General features: G+C 67.4%; 16 protein-coding genes and 1 tRNA gene. 8 read left to right on the top strand and 9 right to left on the bottom strand.

The genetic code is table 11. From position 1 onward, the window contains the following. Positions 1-61: 61 nt before the first annotated feature. The 3 genes from ACLP25_RS04140 to ACLP25_RS04130 all read right to left on the bottom strand — a co-directional run bounded on the left by ACLP25_RS04140 (position 62) and on the right by ACLP25_RS04130 (position 1150). Positions 62-139, bottom strand: a tRNA-Pro gene (locus tag ACLP25_RS04140). Positions 140-199: 60 nt separating this feature from the next. After that, complete coding sequence (locus tag ACLP25_RS04135; RefSeq protein ID WP_442467961.1) at positions 200-697, bottom strand: MerR family transcriptional regulator; 498 nt, start codon at positions 695-697, stop codon at positions 200-202. 114 nt (positions 698-811) lie between these two features. Continuing rightward, complete coding sequence (locus tag ACLP25_RS04130) at positions 812-1150, bottom strand: integration host factor subunit alpha (RefSeq protein ID WP_442467960.1); 339 nt, start codon at positions 1148-1150, stop codon at positions 812-814. 269 nt (positions 1151-1419) lie between these two features. Here ACLP25_RS04130 and ACLP25_RS04125 point away from each other — a divergent pair, with 269 nt between their 5' ends. Then, a complete protein-coding gene (locus tag ACLP25_RS04125) occupies positions 1420-2196 on the top strand; it encodes an SDR family NAD(P)-dependent oxidoreductase (protein WP_442467959.1) in 777 nt (258 codons plus the stop codon). A 201-nt stretch (positions 2197-2397) separates the two neighbouring features. Further along, a complete protein-coding gene (locus ACLP25_RS04120; RefSeq protein ID WP_442467958.1) occupies positions 2398-3732 on the top strand; it encodes a hypothetical protein in 1335 nt (444 codons plus the stop codon). A 73-nt stretch (positions 3733-3805) separates the two neighbouring features. Here ACLP25_RS04120 and ACLP25_RS04115 read toward each other — a convergent pair whose 3' ends face one another. Further along, on the bottom strand, positions 3806-4309 hold the full coding sequence (locus ACLP25_RS04115) for a YciE/YciF ferroxidase family protein (RefSeq protein ID WP_442467957.1): 504 nt from the start codon (positions 4307-4309) through the stop codon (positions 3806-3808). Positions 4310-4622: 313 nt separating this feature from the next. Between ACLP25_RS04115 and rpsF the strand changes: the two genes are divergently transcribed. The 4 genes from rpsF to rplI all read left to right on the top strand — a co-directional run bounded on the left by rpsF (position 4623) and on the right by rplI (position 7030). Further along, the gene (rpsF, locus tag ACLP25_RS04110; RefSeq protein ID WP_442467956.1) at positions 4623-5087 is read left to right on the top strand and encodes a 30S ribosomal protein S6; all 465 of its coding nucleotides are present in this window, start codon (positions 4623-4625) and stop codon (positions 5085-5087) included. Further along, entirely contained in the window at positions 5087-5323 is a 237-nt protein-coding gene (rpsR, locus tag ACLP25_RS04105) for a 30S ribosomal protein S18 (RefSeq protein ID WP_442467955.1), read from the top strand. The genes rpsF and rpsR overlap by 1 nt, the downstream gene beginning before the upstream one ends. A gap of 108 nt (positions 5324-5431) precedes the next feature. Further along, on the top strand, positions 5432-6412 hold the full coding sequence (locus ACLP25_RS04100; RefSeq protein ID WP_442467954.1) for a DUF2232 domain-containing protein: 981 nt from the start codon (positions 5432-5434) through the stop codon (positions 6410-6412). Positions 6413-6421: 9 nt separating this feature from the next. After that, positions 6422-7030, top strand: coding sequence for a 50S ribosomal protein L9 (rplI, locus tag ACLP25_RS04095; RefSeq protein ID WP_442467953.1), 609 nt, complete (start codon positions 6422-6424; stop codon positions 7028-7030). A gap of 62 nt (positions 7031-7092) precedes the next feature. Here rplI and ACLP25_RS04090 read toward each other — a convergent pair whose 3' ends face one another. The 3 genes from ACLP25_RS04090 to ACLP25_RS04080 are packed head-to-tail and all read right to left on the bottom strand — an operon-like array spanning position 7093 to position 9420. Next, on the bottom strand, positions 7093-8100 hold the full coding sequence (locus ACLP25_RS04090) for an aldose epimerase family protein (RefSeq protein ID WP_442467952.1): 1008 nt from the start codon (positions 8098-8100) through the stop codon (positions 7093-7095). 32 nt (positions 8101-8132) lie between these two features. Beyond that, on the bottom strand, positions 8133-8792 hold the full coding sequence (locus tag ACLP25_RS04085; protein ID WP_442467951.1) for a uracil-DNA glycosylase: 660 nt from the start codon (positions 8790-8792) through the stop codon (positions 8133-8135). Positions 8793-8808: 16 nt separating this feature from the next. Next, complete coding sequence (locus ACLP25_RS04080; protein WP_442467962.1) at positions 8809-9420, bottom strand: LabA-like NYN domain-containing protein; 612 nt, start codon at positions 9418-9420, stop codon at positions 8809-8811. Positions 9421-9807: 387 nt separating this feature from the next. Between ACLP25_RS04080 and ACLP25_RS04075 the strand changes: the two genes are divergently transcribed. Both ACLP25_RS04075 and ACLP25_RS04070 read left to right on the top strand, forming a co-directional pair. Then, positions 9808-10659, top strand: a complete 852-nt coding sequence (locus ACLP25_RS04075) for a fumarylacetoacetate hydrolase family protein (protein ID WP_442467950.1) — start codon at positions 9808-9810, stop codon at positions 10657-10659. A gap of 10 nt (positions 10660-10669) precedes the next feature. Then, complete coding sequence (locus ACLP25_RS04070) at positions 10670-10972, top strand: hypothetical protein (protein ID WP_442467949.1); 303 nt, start codon at positions 10670-10672, stop codon at positions 10970-10972. Positions 10973-11002: 30 nt separating this feature from the next. Here the strand turns inward: ACLP25_RS04070 and ACLP25_RS04065 are convergent, their stop codons facing one another. Together ACLP25_RS04065 and ACLP25_RS04060 are read right to left on the bottom strand one after the other, a co-directional pair. Continuing rightward, the gene (locus ACLP25_RS04065) at positions 11003-13789 is read right to left on the bottom strand and encodes an Hsp70 family protein (RefSeq protein ID WP_442467948.1); all 2787 of its coding nucleotides are present in this window, start codon (positions 13787-13789) and stop codon (positions 11003-11005) included. Positions 13790-13825: 36 nt separating this feature from the next. Further along, positions 13826-14184, bottom strand: a 359-nt coding sequence (locus ACLP25_RS04060; protein WP_442467947.1) for a hypothetical protein, incomplete at its 5' end; no start/stop codon positions are given.

The following is a 14184-nucleotide window of genomic DNA, read 5'->3' as shown; positions in this document are numbered from 1 at the left end:
CGCCTGAGCAACGTGGGCAGCACTCCGACCTCGAAAAAGTCCTTCTTCTCAAAAGGTCGAATGGTCGGAGTGGCGGGATTCGAACCCACGACCCCTAGTCCCCCAGACTAGTGCGCTAACCGGGCTGCGCTACACTCCGACGGACCGCCCTTATAGGGAAGCCCGCAGGCTCTGGCAATCCGCCGCCAAGCGGATTGTCTCACGTCTCTCGCGCGCGTGCCTGATTGAGAATGCGGGCCGCCTCGACGAGATCGTCGAGCGCGCCCCTGAGCGCGGCGACGTCGGCGGGCGGATAAAACCCCTCGCCCGCCTCTGCCCGCGGCTGAAGGTCCGCAATCGCAGGTCCAGGCGCCTCAGGCCGGGCCGCGGGTGGGGAGGCTTGAGCCGCCTCCACGGCTAATTCCGGCGCGCCCAAAGCGAGCCGCGGCTCGAACGTCCCGCTGGTCAAAGCCTGCACCCCCTGCTCCTTGAACAGTTTCTGGACGCCCTTGATCGTATAGCCTTCGTCATAGAGCAGGCGCTTGATCAGGCGAAGCCGCTCGACGTCGTCGGGCCGATAGTAGCGCCGGCCGCCGGCGCGCTTGAGCGGCCGGATCTGCGGAAACCGGGTTTCCCAGAAGCGCAGCACGTGCTGCGGAAGGTCCATGGACTCCGCAACTTCGCTGATCGTTCGAAAGGCCTCCGGGCTCTTCTCCATCTCGTCGCTCGTGGCAAGAGGCGCTGCTGGGCGAATTGCCGGCGCGTCTTCGCCCCCCCTACACTATCGTCCGCCGGTCGCGAGAACGCCAGAAGCGGCGCGAACGGCGCCCTTCTAGTCTTTGTCCGTTTCGCCGTTCGTGCCGTTGATCTTGGCCTTCAACACGTTGGAAGGCTTGAAGACCATCACACGCCGCGGAAGGATCGGAACCTCCACGCCGGTTTTGGGATTGCGTCCGACGCGCTCGCCCTTGGAACGGACGACGAAGGACCCGAAGCCGGAGAGCTTCACCGTCTCCCCCCGCACCGCCGCGTCGCAGATCTCATCCAGCACCGACTGCACGAGTTCGGCCGATTCCGTGCGCGACAACCCGACGCGCTGGTAGACGATCTCGGACAAGTCGGCGCGGGTCACGGTCTTCCCCGGTTCGCGGCCGGTTCGTGCGTTTGACATCTCGTGCCTCAAAATATTGGCGCCGCTCCGCGCGCCAGCCCCCGAATTGCGGGTCGGAGTCTTGGCTCCGACGCCATTCCGCGGTCGTTCTGGACTTTCTTTTCAACTCCGGCAAGTCCATACACCGCCCACGTCGGACCAGCCGGGGCGACCGGCGCGCTTACGAGCGCACCGAGTCTGGCGAAGCCTCCCGGCCGGACCTTGAAACGCGCCCAAGCCGCGGACGCGGTTCTTTAATCCGACATTAGCAAAGGCGATGAGGAGTGTCGATGAACGCGCCGGCAGCCAACGAGAATTCCCGCATCGTGCTGGTGACGGGCGCTTCGCGCGGAATCGGCCGGGCGGCGGCGCTCGCCTTTGCCCGGACGGGCGCGCATGTCGTCGCGCTCGCCCGGACCCAAGGCGCGCTCGAGGAACTGGACGACGAAATCCGCGCTCTGAGGCCGGAAGACGAGAGCCCGGCCACGCTCGTGCCGCTCGACCTGCGCGATTTCGCCGCGCTCGACCGGCTGGGCGAAGCGCTCTATCGCCGCTGGGGCCGGCTCGACGCGCTCATTGGCAACGCCGGCGTTCTCGGCGTCCTGTCGCCCCTGCACCACGTGGACCCGAAGGACTGGGACGAGGTGTTGGCGGTGAACGTCACCGCCAACTGGCGCCTCATTCGCTCCCTCGATCCGCTGCTGCGGCGCTCGGCCGCCGGCCGGGCCGTCTTTGTCACGTCCGGCGCCGCGAGTCGGGCCGACATGCGCGCCTACTGGGGTCCCTACGCCATGTCGAAGGCCGCCCTCGACGCCATCGTCCGGACCTATGCCGCCGAAACGCTGAACACCTCGAACGTCCGCGTCATGCTGGTCAATCCCGGGCCGCTGCGCACGCTCATGCGCGCCAAGGCGATGCCGGGCGAGGATCCGGCGATGCTTCGCACGCCGCAGGACCTCGCGCCGAAGATCGTCGAGATGTGCTCGCCGCAATGGACCGAGACCGGCAAGGTGTACGACTTTCCGACGGACTCGATCCTGTCGTTCCGCGCTCCGGACACCCCTTAGGCGGCGGTCGTCGCGAGCGCGCGATCCCATTGGGATCATTGGGCATCCGCCCCTCGCTTTTGCCCGTTTCTCGCCCGCCGGCGCACCGAATGTCGCCCGGGTTTCGCTGCGCTTGTAGGGGAAAGACGCCGGCGCGATTTAGTTTGGAACCGGCCGCGGCACGGGACGTTGGAGGCGCGTGATCCCAGCGAGGAGCGCGCCATGGCAAGACCTGCCGACAAGTCGTCAAACGAGTCCGAAAAATCGTCGGAAAAACCGACGTCTGAAACCCCATCGTCCAGCAGCCCGAGCGAAGCCCAGGGCGAAGGCAAAGACGCCAAGGATCGGTCCGCAGCGAGCGGCGGGGCGGCTTCGACCCCCGCATTCATCGAGCGGATGAAGGGCCAGCACAAAGCGCTGCAGGCCATCCTCGACAAGCGGACGACGGCGTCCGCCGAGCCGTTTGCGATCGCCGAAGAATTCGCCGCCGCCTGGCTGCCGCACAATCTCATCGAGCGGGAGATCCTCCGTGAGACGGCTCGCGGAGGCGGCGCCGCGGAGGCGGTGGCGGAGGTCGAGATCCGCAAGGACCTTCTGAACTTCCTGCTCGCGAACCTCATCGATGAAGGTCCGCGGGGCGCCGAGAAAGCCGCGCTCGAGGCCCTCGCAGAGCAGTTTTCCGCCCTGGTGCAGGCCGGTGAGCGCGAGGAAGGCGGCCTTTTCCAGGCCGTCGATTCGTTCCTGGCGTCGGGCCGCCTGCCCTTGTCGCAGATCGAGAGGCGCTACGAACGCTCAAAGCAGCGGTTCGAGCATCTCGACGGCGACGCCATCGGAGAGGCTATCGAATTGCTGGCGCCGCGGCGCCTCTCTGTCCCTGAAGAGCGTCGGCAAAGTGAACGGGAGCGTGATATGCCTAGGTATTCCTCACAGACGCGGGATCGCGACGAACAGGGCCGGTTCCTGCCCGAGGACGAACGAGACTACGGACGCGGCGGCGGCGGTTATCGCAGCATGCCGCAGCGTGACGAGGGTGGACGTTTCCTAAGCGAGGAGCGGCGCGGCCGCGGGCGTTACGACGACGACGACCGCCGCTCCGGCTCGCGAGGGCGGAGCCATGGCGGCTGGTTCGGCGACTCTGAGGGCCATTCCGAGGCCTCGCGCCGCGGATGGGAAGACTCCGACCACGGCCGCAGCGGCTGGCACGGCGATCGCGAGGGCCATTCCGAGGCATCGCGCCGCGGTTGGGAAAACTCCGACCATGGCCGCAGCGGCTGGTACGGCGATCCCGGGGGGCACTCCGAAGCCTCCCGGCGCGGGTGGGACGAAGGCCACCGCTCCTCGCAGCGCCGCGACGAAGACAACGGCCGCACCAGCCAGCGGTCCCGCTATGAAATGGACGACCGGCGCAGCACCGGCGGCGGCTATGAAGGCCGTCGCGGCGGCCGCTACGAGGACGAAGACGAGCGCTACGGCTCCTCTCGCGGTCACAGCGGCTGGTCGGGCGACCCCGAGGGTCATTCCGAAGCGGCCCGTCGCGGATGGGAGCGCCGCCGCTGAGCAGACGCTTAGCGAACGAAAAAAGAGGGCGGCCCAAAAGGGCCGCCCTTATCGTTGCGGGCCTTGTCCCATGTCAGACCGCCACGCGATTGACCTTGCTCTCGGCGATCGACGTCAGCTTCTGGTCCGCCGCTTTCTCTTCGGCCAGCGTGTCCCGCAAAACCTGCGCGATGTCATTGCGCCCGATTTGCTCCGCCCACGCGATCAAGGTCCCGTAGCGGCTGATCTCATAGTGCTCGACCGCCTGCCCCGCCGCGACGAGCGCGGCGTCGAGAACCGCTTTGTCGGCGACCTCGCCGGCGACGTCGTCCGCCTCCTCTATGATCCCGTCGATCGCCGGGCAGTCGACGGACTTGGGCTCCGTTCCGTACAACTTGAACGCCTTCTCGAGGCGGGTGACATGGTTCCTCGTCTCGGCGAGATGCGACTGGAGCGCCGCGCGCAACTGCGGCGAGGTCGTTTTGTCGATCATGTCCGGCAGGGCGCCGACGATGCGTTTCTCCGCATAGTACATGTCCTGCAGCTGATGCACGAAAAGATCCTGCACCGTCTTGATGTCCTTCGAGAAAAGACCCATGGGTTCAACCTCCTTTGATGCGGGCGACAACCCGCCCATGAGGGCAACGCGGCGTTCCCGGCGTTGTTCCTCCGCTCCGCGCCGGCGCGCCGGACGGGCGAAGCGAACGCCGATTCGACTTGCGGCGGAGCCGATCTGGCTGTAAGGAGCGCGCCTCGTTGCGTCCCGCCGGGGGCTGAACGGAAGGCCGCCTCGTGCGGCAGGGCCAAAGGTCCGTCTTCCCGTGTTCCCGCCTTCGAACGATCCGATTCGAGCCTTTCCCGGGCTCGGAGGGCTCCGCGTGGGACGCGAACGTGAAAAGGAAAGGCCCGATATGGCTCTCTACGAGCATATTTTCCTGGCGCGCCTGGACGTCACGCCGCAACAGGTCGAGACGCTGACAGAACAGATCAAGACGAAAATCGCCGCCCTCGGCGGCGCGGTCACCAAGGTCGAGCCTTGGGGGCTGAAGTCGCTCGCCTACCGGATCAAGAAGAACCGCAAGGCGCATTTCACCTTGCTCAACATCTCGGCCCCGTCCGAGGCGGTCGTCGAGCTCGAGCGCACGCTCAGCCTCAACGAGGACGTGATCCGCTACCTCACCATCCGCGTCGACGAACTCGAGGCCGGGCCTTCGGCCATGCTGCGCAAGCTCGAGGACTCCGACCGTGACGATCGTGGACCCCGTGGCCCCCGCGGCGATCGGCCCGACCGTGGCGATCGCGGCGATCGTCCGGACCGCGGCGATCGTCCCCCGCGCCGCCCGCGTGAAGACACGAACGTCGTGGGAGCAATCTGATGGCCTCCTCGCCCCGCCGCCCCTTCTTCCGCCGCCGCAAGTCCTGCCCGTTCTCCGGCGCCAACGCGCCGAAGATCGACTACAAGGACACGCGCCTGCTGTCGCGCTATATTTCCGAGCGCGGCAAGATCGTGCCCTCGCGCATCACCGCGGTCAGCGCCCCGAAGCAGCGCGAGCTCGCGCAGGCGATCAAGCGCGCGCGCTTCCTCGGGCTCCTGCCCTACTTCATTCGCTGACGGGTCTCTAGCGACCAACCGCCGCGTCCGGCTTTCGAGCCTATCGCGGCGGCAGCTGGCGCCGGGCCGGTCCCGTCGCCTAACCGCAGGCCCAAGCGGGACAGCGCCATGATGCAACGATACGCCGTCGCCTTCGGAGCGGGTTGCGCCGCCGCCTTTCTGTTTGCGGTCAGCGCGGAGGCGAGCCCGCTGGCGATGGCGCTCGCCTATCTCGCGCCGCTGCCGATCATGATCGCGACGATAGGATGGGGCGTCGACGCGGGCGCGATCGCGGCCGCAGCCTCCGTTGCCGGACTGACGCTGATCGCCGAGCCGCTCAGCGGCATGCTCTACGCCGCCTCGGTGGCGGTTCCAGCCTGGCTGATCGCGGCTTTCGCGGCGACGCCCGTCGCGCGCTATCTCCCCGCGCGCTTTTCGTCCCTTCCGCAATATCCCTCGATCGGAGCGATCGTGACCCTTGCCGCGATCGTCGGCATGCTCGGCGCCGCGGGGGTGCTGACGACGGTGATCGTCGTCTATCACGGCTACGCAGAGGGCGCGCAGGCGGTGGCGCAGGGCATCGCAGCGATGGCGGCCGACGCGTTCGACGACGCCGGCGACGGAGCGGCGGCCAAGGCCTTCGCCGACTCCATGGTCCGCATCGGCCCGGCGGCGATCGCCGGCTCGACCCTGCTGATGCTCTGCATCAACCTCTATGCGGCGGCGCGCTCGGTGCAGCTGTCCCACCGTCTGAAGCGGCCATGGCTCGACCTGCCGACGTCCTTTCGGTTGCCCGCGGCGCTCGGCGGGGTGATGATCGTTTGCGTGGCGGCGACATGGGCCCTGCCCGCCCCCGCCTCGCAATACGTCAGCATCGTCGCCGGCGGCCTCGGCGCCGCCTTCGCCTTCCAGGGGCTGGCGGTCGCGCACGCCCTGTCGCGCGGCCTGAAGCTCCGGACGCTGATGCTCGTCGCCCTCTATGCCTGCTGCTTCGTGCGGGCGAAATACACTCTTCCGGTCCTTGCGCTTCTCGGCGTCGTCGACGCCTTCACACGGCTGCGCGTTCGGGCAGCCGTCCTTCCTACCCCCAGACCAAACTTGCAGAAATAGGAGACCATCATGGACGTTATTCTTTTGGAGCGCATCGGCAAGCTCGGCGGCATGGGCGAGACCGTCAAAGTCAAGGACGGCTACGCCCGCAACTTCCTGCTGCCGCGCGGCAAGGCACTGCGCGCGACCGAGGCGAACAAGAAGAAGTTCGAGGCCCAGAGAGCCGATCTCGAGGCGCGCAACCATGAGCTCAAGCGCACCGCCAACGAGGCGGCCGGCGCCGTCGACGGCGCGACGGTCGTCATTATCCGCCAGGCCGGCGAGACGGGGCAGCTCTACGGCTCGGTGTCGGCGCGCGATATCGCCGAGGCGCTCACGGCGGCAGGACATCCCGTCAACCGCAGCCATGTCGCGATCCAGCAGCCGATCAAGACGCTCGGCATGCATGCCGTGCCGATCCACCTCCATCCGGAGGTCGAGGCGAAGGTGACCGTCAACGTCGCCCGCTCGACCGAGCAGGCCGAGCGCCAGGCCAAGGGCGAGGACCTGAGCGTCCGCGAGCAGACCTCGATGGACGATCTCGGACTTGAGGTCGGCAAGGCGCTGGCGGAAGCCGGCCCCGGCGAGAGCCTCGGGCGCGAGAGACCCACGGGCCGCAACTGTAGCCGCGGTCGTTGAATGCGGTGGCGCGATCAGCGATCGCGCCGACAAAAGCCGCCCCGACGGCGCAGCGATGCGATCTATGCGAAGCGGAATTCGCTCACGTGGCGATATTCCGCGCCCGGCCGCAGCGTCGTGTCGGTGAAGTGCCGCCGGTTGGGCGAGTCGGGGAACGCCTGGGTCTCGAGGCAGAGACCGGCGTGCGCCCCGTAGCGCGCCCCGCCGAGGCCGGGAACCGGCACGTTGAGCGTGGCGGCGTCATAGAACTGCACGCCGGGCTGATCGCTGAAGAGCGACAGCGTCAGGCCGTTCTTCGGCGAGCGCACCCGCGCGATCGGCGCGAGGCCGTCGCTCCCGAGCGGGCGCGCGACGACAAAATTCGTGTCGTAGGCGGTTCCGCCCGCATTGCGCACCGGGCGCGCGGCGCGGAAGTCGTAGGGCGACGCGGCGACGGTCCGGATCTCGCCGGTCGGGATCAGTTCGGCGTCGGACGGCGTATAGAAGTCGGCAAACAGTCTCACTTCGTGATCGAGGATGTCGGCCGAGCCGTCGAGATTGAAGTAGGCGTGCTGGGTGAGGTTGACCACGGTCGGCTTGTCGGTCGTCGCGGTGAACTCCACCCTGAGCGTCGTCGGCTCCAGCAGCCGATAGACGCAGGTCGCAACGAGCGCGCCGGGAAAGCCGGCGTCGCCGTCGGGCGACTCGATCGTGAGCGTCGCCGAAGACTCATCATAACGGCCAAGCGTCCAGACGCGCTTGCCGAAGCCTTTCGGGCCGCCGTGCAGGGTGTGCTTGTCGCCCGGTTTCTTGTCGAGCGTATGCTCGACGCCGTCGAGCGTGAAGCGTCCGTTCGCGATCCGGTTGGCGAAGCGGCCGGGAACCGCTCCGAAATGAGGCGAATGGGCCACGTAATCGTCGATCGTATTCAAGCCGAGGGTGACGCTCTGCCGGCCGCCTGAGGCGGGCACGACGAGTTCGCGCACCACCGCGCCCCAAGTCAGGATTTTGGCGGTCGCGCCGGCCTTCGATCGGATGACGATCTCCTCGACGGGAACCCCGCCGACTTCCCCGAACAGGCTTTTCGTCACGTCGATCTCCCTGAACTTCTCGTCGGCTGAAATCAGCCGGTCCCATGGGGGCGCGCCAGTTCGGCCCGGATCGCGGCGAACACGTCGCGAAACATCGCCTCCGACAGCACGCCCGTGTTGGTGTTGTAGCGCGAGCAATGATAGCTGTCGAAGAGGACGAGGCCGTCGGGGCCGAGCGCGTGCCGCGCCCCGTGCGCGAACGGGAATTGGGCCAGCCGCTTGCCCATCGCGCGGAGAACGGTTTCGTGCGCCACCCGGCCGAGGGCCAGCACGACTTTCAGGCCGCCGAGCGCCCCGATCGACGCGCTGAGATAGCTCCGGCACGCGGAAATCTCCTTCGGCGTCGGCTTGTTCTCAGGCGGCACGCAGCGGACGGCGTTGACAATGGCGCAGTCGATCAGCCTCAGGCCGTCGTCGGGCCGGCGATCGTAGGGGCCGGACGCAAACCCGTAGCGGATCAGCGTTTCGAAGAGCAGGTCGCCGGCGTAGTCGCCGGTGAACGGGCGGCCGGTGCGGTTGGCGCCGCGCAGCCCCGGGGCGAGGCCGACCACGAGCAGCCGCGCATCCGCGGCGCCGAACGACGGCACGGGCCCGTTCCACCAGTCCGGGAACTGGGCCCGGTTCGCCGCGCGAAACGCGGCGAGCCTCGCGCAGGCGCCGCAGTCCCGGGAGGGACCGGCGTCGAACGTCATCGGGCTGTTCGCGCCGCTATTCCCTCACCGGCTCCTCGACCGGCTGCTGGACCGGGGCGACGAATTGGGCGCGCCGGTGATTGTCCGACCGCACCGGGCGGTCGCCGGGGTCGCGCCCGATCCGCGCCATGAGCGTCGCGAGATCGACGAACTCGTCCGCCTGGCGGCGGAGCTCGTCGGCGACCATCGGGGGCTGGGTCGCGATCGTCGACACGACCGCGACCCGAACGCCCTTGCGCTGCATGGCCTCGACCAGCGACCGGAAGTCGCCGTCGCCGGAAAACAGGACCATCAGGTCGATGTGCTGGGCCATCTCCATTGCGTTGACCGCAAGCTCGATGTCCATATTGCCTTTGACCTTCCGGCGTCCGGTCGAGTCGACGAACTCCTTCGTCGGCTTCGTAACCACCGCGTATCCGTTATAGTCGAGCCAATCGACCAGCGGTCTAATCGAGGAATACTCCTGATCGTCGACCAAAGCGGTGTAATAAAAGGCACGAATCAGACGTCCTTTTGCCTGAAACTCTCGCAGCAGCCGCTTGTAGTCGATGTCGAAGCCGAGGGCTTTCGCACTGGCATACAAATTCGCGCCATCTATAAAGAGGGCGATCCGTTCCACAGTAGACATGTTACGCTTCTTTTCAATAATACGAGAGGACCAATCGCGCTTTCTGTACGCAAGCGCCTTCTCGTAGACAAGACAACAACCAAAAACTTCGATCAAGCCTGAAGTTTGACGGAAAGCGTACAGCGCACAACGAATTCGGCGAGAGACTCGTGTTTCGTCTTGTCGCTTTCCCTCGACACTTGTCGAGCGTACAAAAAACAAAGCCTGTCGGGATGAAGCCTGCCGACGATTCGAGTAATATGGGACATCTGTGGCGAAAGAAAAGAGGGTTTGGGATGGATGCGGCAGCGCCACCGGTTCCACCGATCCGTCCCGGCAGTGGCGCCCGAGCGACCGGACGGATCCAGCCCGCGAGCGCGCCACGGACAACGCCATCCGGAAGGCGACATGAAACTCGTTCGATACGGAAAAGCGGGACACGAAAAACCGGGATTGGTCGACACGGCGGGCAAGCTGCGCGACCTCAGCGAGGTGATCGCCGACATCGACGCCGATTCTCTGGGCCCCCGCGCCCTCGCGCGCCTGGGCAAGCTGAAACCCGAATCCCTGCCCGCCGTGCGCGGCGCGCCGCGGATCGGCCCCTGCGTAGCGGGCGTGCGCAACTTTGTCGCCGTCGGCCTCAACTACGCCGACCACGCAGCCGAATCGGGTCAGCCGACGCCAAAGGAGCCGGTGCTGTTCAACAAGGCGCCCTCCTGCATTGTCGGACCCAATGACGACATCGTCATCCCGAGGGGATCGACAAAGACCGACTGGGAAGTGGAGCTCGCGCTGGTGATCGGAACCCGCGCGAGCTATGTGAGCGAGACCGAGGCGCTCAAGCACGTCGCCGGCTACTGCATATGCAACGACGTCTCCGAGCGTGCGTTCCAGATCGAGCGCGCGGGCCAGTGGATGAAGGGCAAGAGCTGCCCGACCTTCGGCCCATTGGGGCCGTGGCTGGTCACGCCCGACGAGATCGAGGACGCGCAGAAGCTCGACATGTGGCTCGACGTCAACGGCGAGCGCATGCAGAGCGGCTCGACCGCGACCATGGTTTTCGGCGCAAAAACCCTCGTCTCCTACATCTCGCAGTTCATGATCCTCGAGCCGGGGGACGTCATCACCACGGGCACGCCTCCGGGCGTGGGCCTCGGTAAGAAGCCGCCGGTCTTCCTGAGGCCGGGCGACACGGTTTCGCTCGGAATCGCGGGGCTCGGGCGGCAGGCGCAGCGCGTCGTCGCCTACGAGGCCGCCTGAGCGGCGTCGCATGGCGAGGCTCTGGTCATGGACGGCCATCGTCTTTGCGGCGCTTTACGGGCTGGTGTTTCTCACGCTCTATCTCGACTACCTCGGACGCGCCGGGACTTGGTTCGCCGACCTGCCGCTGGTCCTCGCCGCCCTGCCCTTCACGCTCGCGATGCGAGCGCTGAACGGCGTCAGCTTCGATTTCGCCGGCGATATGACGGGGCGCGTGATCGCGGCCGCCCTGTTCTGTTGCGGGATCTCCTATGTCGCGGGACTTGTTGTCGAGACGATCGTGCGCGCGGCGGTCGCCGCCGCGCGGCGCTAGCGGTTCAAGGTTTGCTCTCGAGGGTTTCATTCAATCCGGGTCGGCGCCGAGCACCAGGCCTGGGGGCAGCGGCTCGCCATAAAGGGTGGTGCGGTCTGTGCCTCCGACGGGCGTGAACGCCTTGATCGTTGCTGCGCGGAGAGGCGCGACGCCGGCGCGCTCCAGCTTGCGGGCGATCTGGTCGCGCAGCGACTTCGGGACATCCAGGTTTCGGTCGTTCACGACGCGCGCCGCCCTGAGGAAGAGATTGCAGCACTCCATCAGTTCGGGCTTCGTCCAGTCGAAATCGCGGAACGCCTCGTAGGCGCTGACGACGTATTCCGCCGCCACGACGGTCTCCGGCCCGGCGTAAAGGGGCGTGCGGTTCATGAGGAGGCCGAGCGCGGCAAGGTACGGCGCGCAATGTTGCTTGGCCTCCGCCCGCTGCAGCGCCTGGGCGATGAAGAGCTGGATCAAATCCGCCTTTGTCTCTCGGGGCAGACGTTCGAGCGAGCCGGCAAGGCGGACAAGTTCCGGTGACGCTTTGCCGGCGCGGATAATGGCCAGTTCGCCCGCCAGGAGCCTTTCCTGGCGCTCCGCCGTGAGACCGCCGGCCACCCGACGCCAGAGGATGGCTTCGTGAACCTTGCTGCGTTTGCCGGGAAAGCAGAGCCCCACATCGCGCAGCCGCCACAGCTCGTCCATGCGAAGTCCGTCATGGGCGAAGCCAAACCCAGGGCGCAGCAGAAACCCGGCCAACGTGAGCCAGGCCTCTTCGTGCTCCACCGAAAGCTTCCGGCCCATGGTCTGTTCGTTCAGGGCCGGCCAAAGGGTGCGCAGCAGCGCCGCGTTCCACTCCTGCCGGGGCAGACCGATCATGCGCTCCAGGGTTTTAAGGACGGCGTTGGCGGTCAGCCCTGACTTCGGCGGCGGACGGGTGAAGATGATTGCGATGTGGTCGCGAGCGGCCTGCTGGGCCTCGGCCGCAGCGTTCGGCGCAACGGGCGCCGGCGCGCCTCGCGCCGACGCGACGCCACGCTCGTGCGGACGCAGATTGAACTCGAGCGGCCACGACTGCGGCGTTTGCGGGTCCGTCCCGACGCAGGCGATCTGCAGCAATCCCAGCGCATTCATTTTCGCCGCCAGACGGACCGGCACGGTCCGGTCCGACCTGGCGTCAGCCCCCTGCGCCGTTCGGATGATCGTCTCGAGCGGCGGCAGCATGTGGAAGGCGTCCGCGTCCCACGGCAGAACATCTCCCGCCCGGCAGCCGCCATGGCGGGTCGAGGAACAAGCCTGAAAGCTCACCAGCTGGTCGGTTCTGACCTCGAGACCCGGCAGGTTGATTTCGTACCCCTGCTCGGCCGCCGCATTGAGGGGCAGCACGCAGATCAGCGCCGACGGGTCGACTTGGCTCGTCGCCGCCTGTCCCCTCTGCACCGTGAGAAACACAGCTTGGGCGGCGCCCGCCGCGATGCGACCGGCATGGCCGCGCAGCAGCTTGCCGAAGCGAGCGGCGCCGCGCGCGACGGCGAGATCGGGGTCGGCGTTTTCCAGCTCGATCGGGCGGAAGCCGCCCTGCCAGGCGGCAATCTGGTCGAGCACCCGCCGGCGCAAGACCGCGGCGTGCACCGAGCCGCCGTTGAACAAAACCGCGTCCACCCGCGGACGGTCGCGGAGGAAATCGGCCAGGTGGCGGGTGATCGCGCTGTCGGCTGCGTAGGGAAGGCCCCAGTCGCGCAAACCCGACTGGGCGCGATGGGGCCGAGCGCGCGCATCGCTGATCGGGAAAAAGCCGTCCAGCACCAGCCGCTCGACCTCATCGCGCGTGATCGTCGCCGTCTGCGCCCCAGCCACCAAGCCGGACCCCCTGCCCGGCAACACCACGACGTATGGCTCTTCCGCCGAGCCGGGACCCGAAAGCGCGCGCTCCTTCACATCCCGACACGACGCGACGAGGTGATCCCATTGCGGGCCTGACAGATGGCCGCGTCCCGCCGCAAGCCGAGGCTCCATGAGGACCGCAAGGGCGAGATCCATATTGTCGCCGCCGAGCAGGATATGCTCGCTGACCGCAACCCGCCGGATGTCGGGGATCGCGCCCGGCGCGCCGGGTCTCAGCTCGAACAGACTGAAATCCGAGGTGCCGCCGCCGATATCGACGATCAGGACGCGCCGCGGTTCGGCGGTCCGCGGGTCCACCCCTTCCCACAACGGCTCGGCCGCGCCATGCTTTTCCAGCCAGCAATAGAAGGCCGCCTGCGGCTCCTCCAAGAGCCGCACGCTGCCCGGGAAACCGGCTTCCTCCGCGGCGTTCAGCGTCAGGCGCTGCGCGGCGGCGTCGAACGAGGCCGGCGTCGTGATGGTGATTTCCTGCTCATCGAACCCGAAGCCGGATCCGGCGAAGCGGGTGTCCCATGCGCCCCGCAGATGGTTCAGGATGAGCGCGGCGGCGCGAACGGGCGAGATCTTTTGCGCCGGCTGAAGGTCCTCCGATCCCCAGGGCAGAATCGGCGCGGACCGGTCAGCCGAATGGTGACACAGCCACGACTTCGCCGACCGCACGACCCGTCCGGGCGTTTCCCCCGCCCTGCAGCGGGCAAGGCGGCCAACAATCCATCCCTCGGTTCCCGGAACCCTGCCCGGCCACTTCGCGGCGCGCCCGTCCTCCGGCCAATAGAGGAACGAGGGCAGCGTCGGCGCTTCGGTGAGCGCGGCCGGGCTTTCCCATTGCGGAACGGCGAGCGCCTCGGGCTCGGCATCGCCGGTCAGCGGGACGTAAGCGAGCGCGGAGTTCGTCGTGCCGAGATCGATTCCGATGGAAAACCGGGCCGCCATCACTGCGGGGCCGCGTCGCGTGAGCCCAAGCCCGCGCTACTGCGTGCGGACCTGAAACTCAATCTTCCATCTCCGGTCCGAGTTCGTGTGCTTCATCCAGAGTTCGAGCGTGCCGAGCTCCGTGACGACGGCTTCGATCCGCACGGGAACGACCTGTCCCGCCGGAACATCGGGCAGAGCGGGAAGCTCGACTTCCAGGAGGCTGGTCTCCTCCAGCTCGCGTTCGGCGTCGGGCAGGATCTGGCCCGGCGTGTCACCGCTGCGCACGGCGGACGAGAAGAAGCGGAACTCCGCGGCCTCGCCCGTCACCAGGCCGAACGTGCGACCCTCGATCAATTGCTCGGTTCCCTCCTGCATGCCCTGCGGCACGACGCAGAGCGCCTTGACCGGCGGCC

Origin of the sequence: Roseiarcus sp. (assembly GCF_052145395.1) — a bacterium.
Taxonomy (GTDB): domain Bacteria; phylum Pseudomonadota; class Alphaproteobacteria; order Rhizobiales; family Beijerinckiaceae; genus Roseiarcus.
The sequence above is the reverse complement of the archived record's forward strand: the minus strand, read 5'-3'. Positions and strand labels throughout refer to the sequence as shown.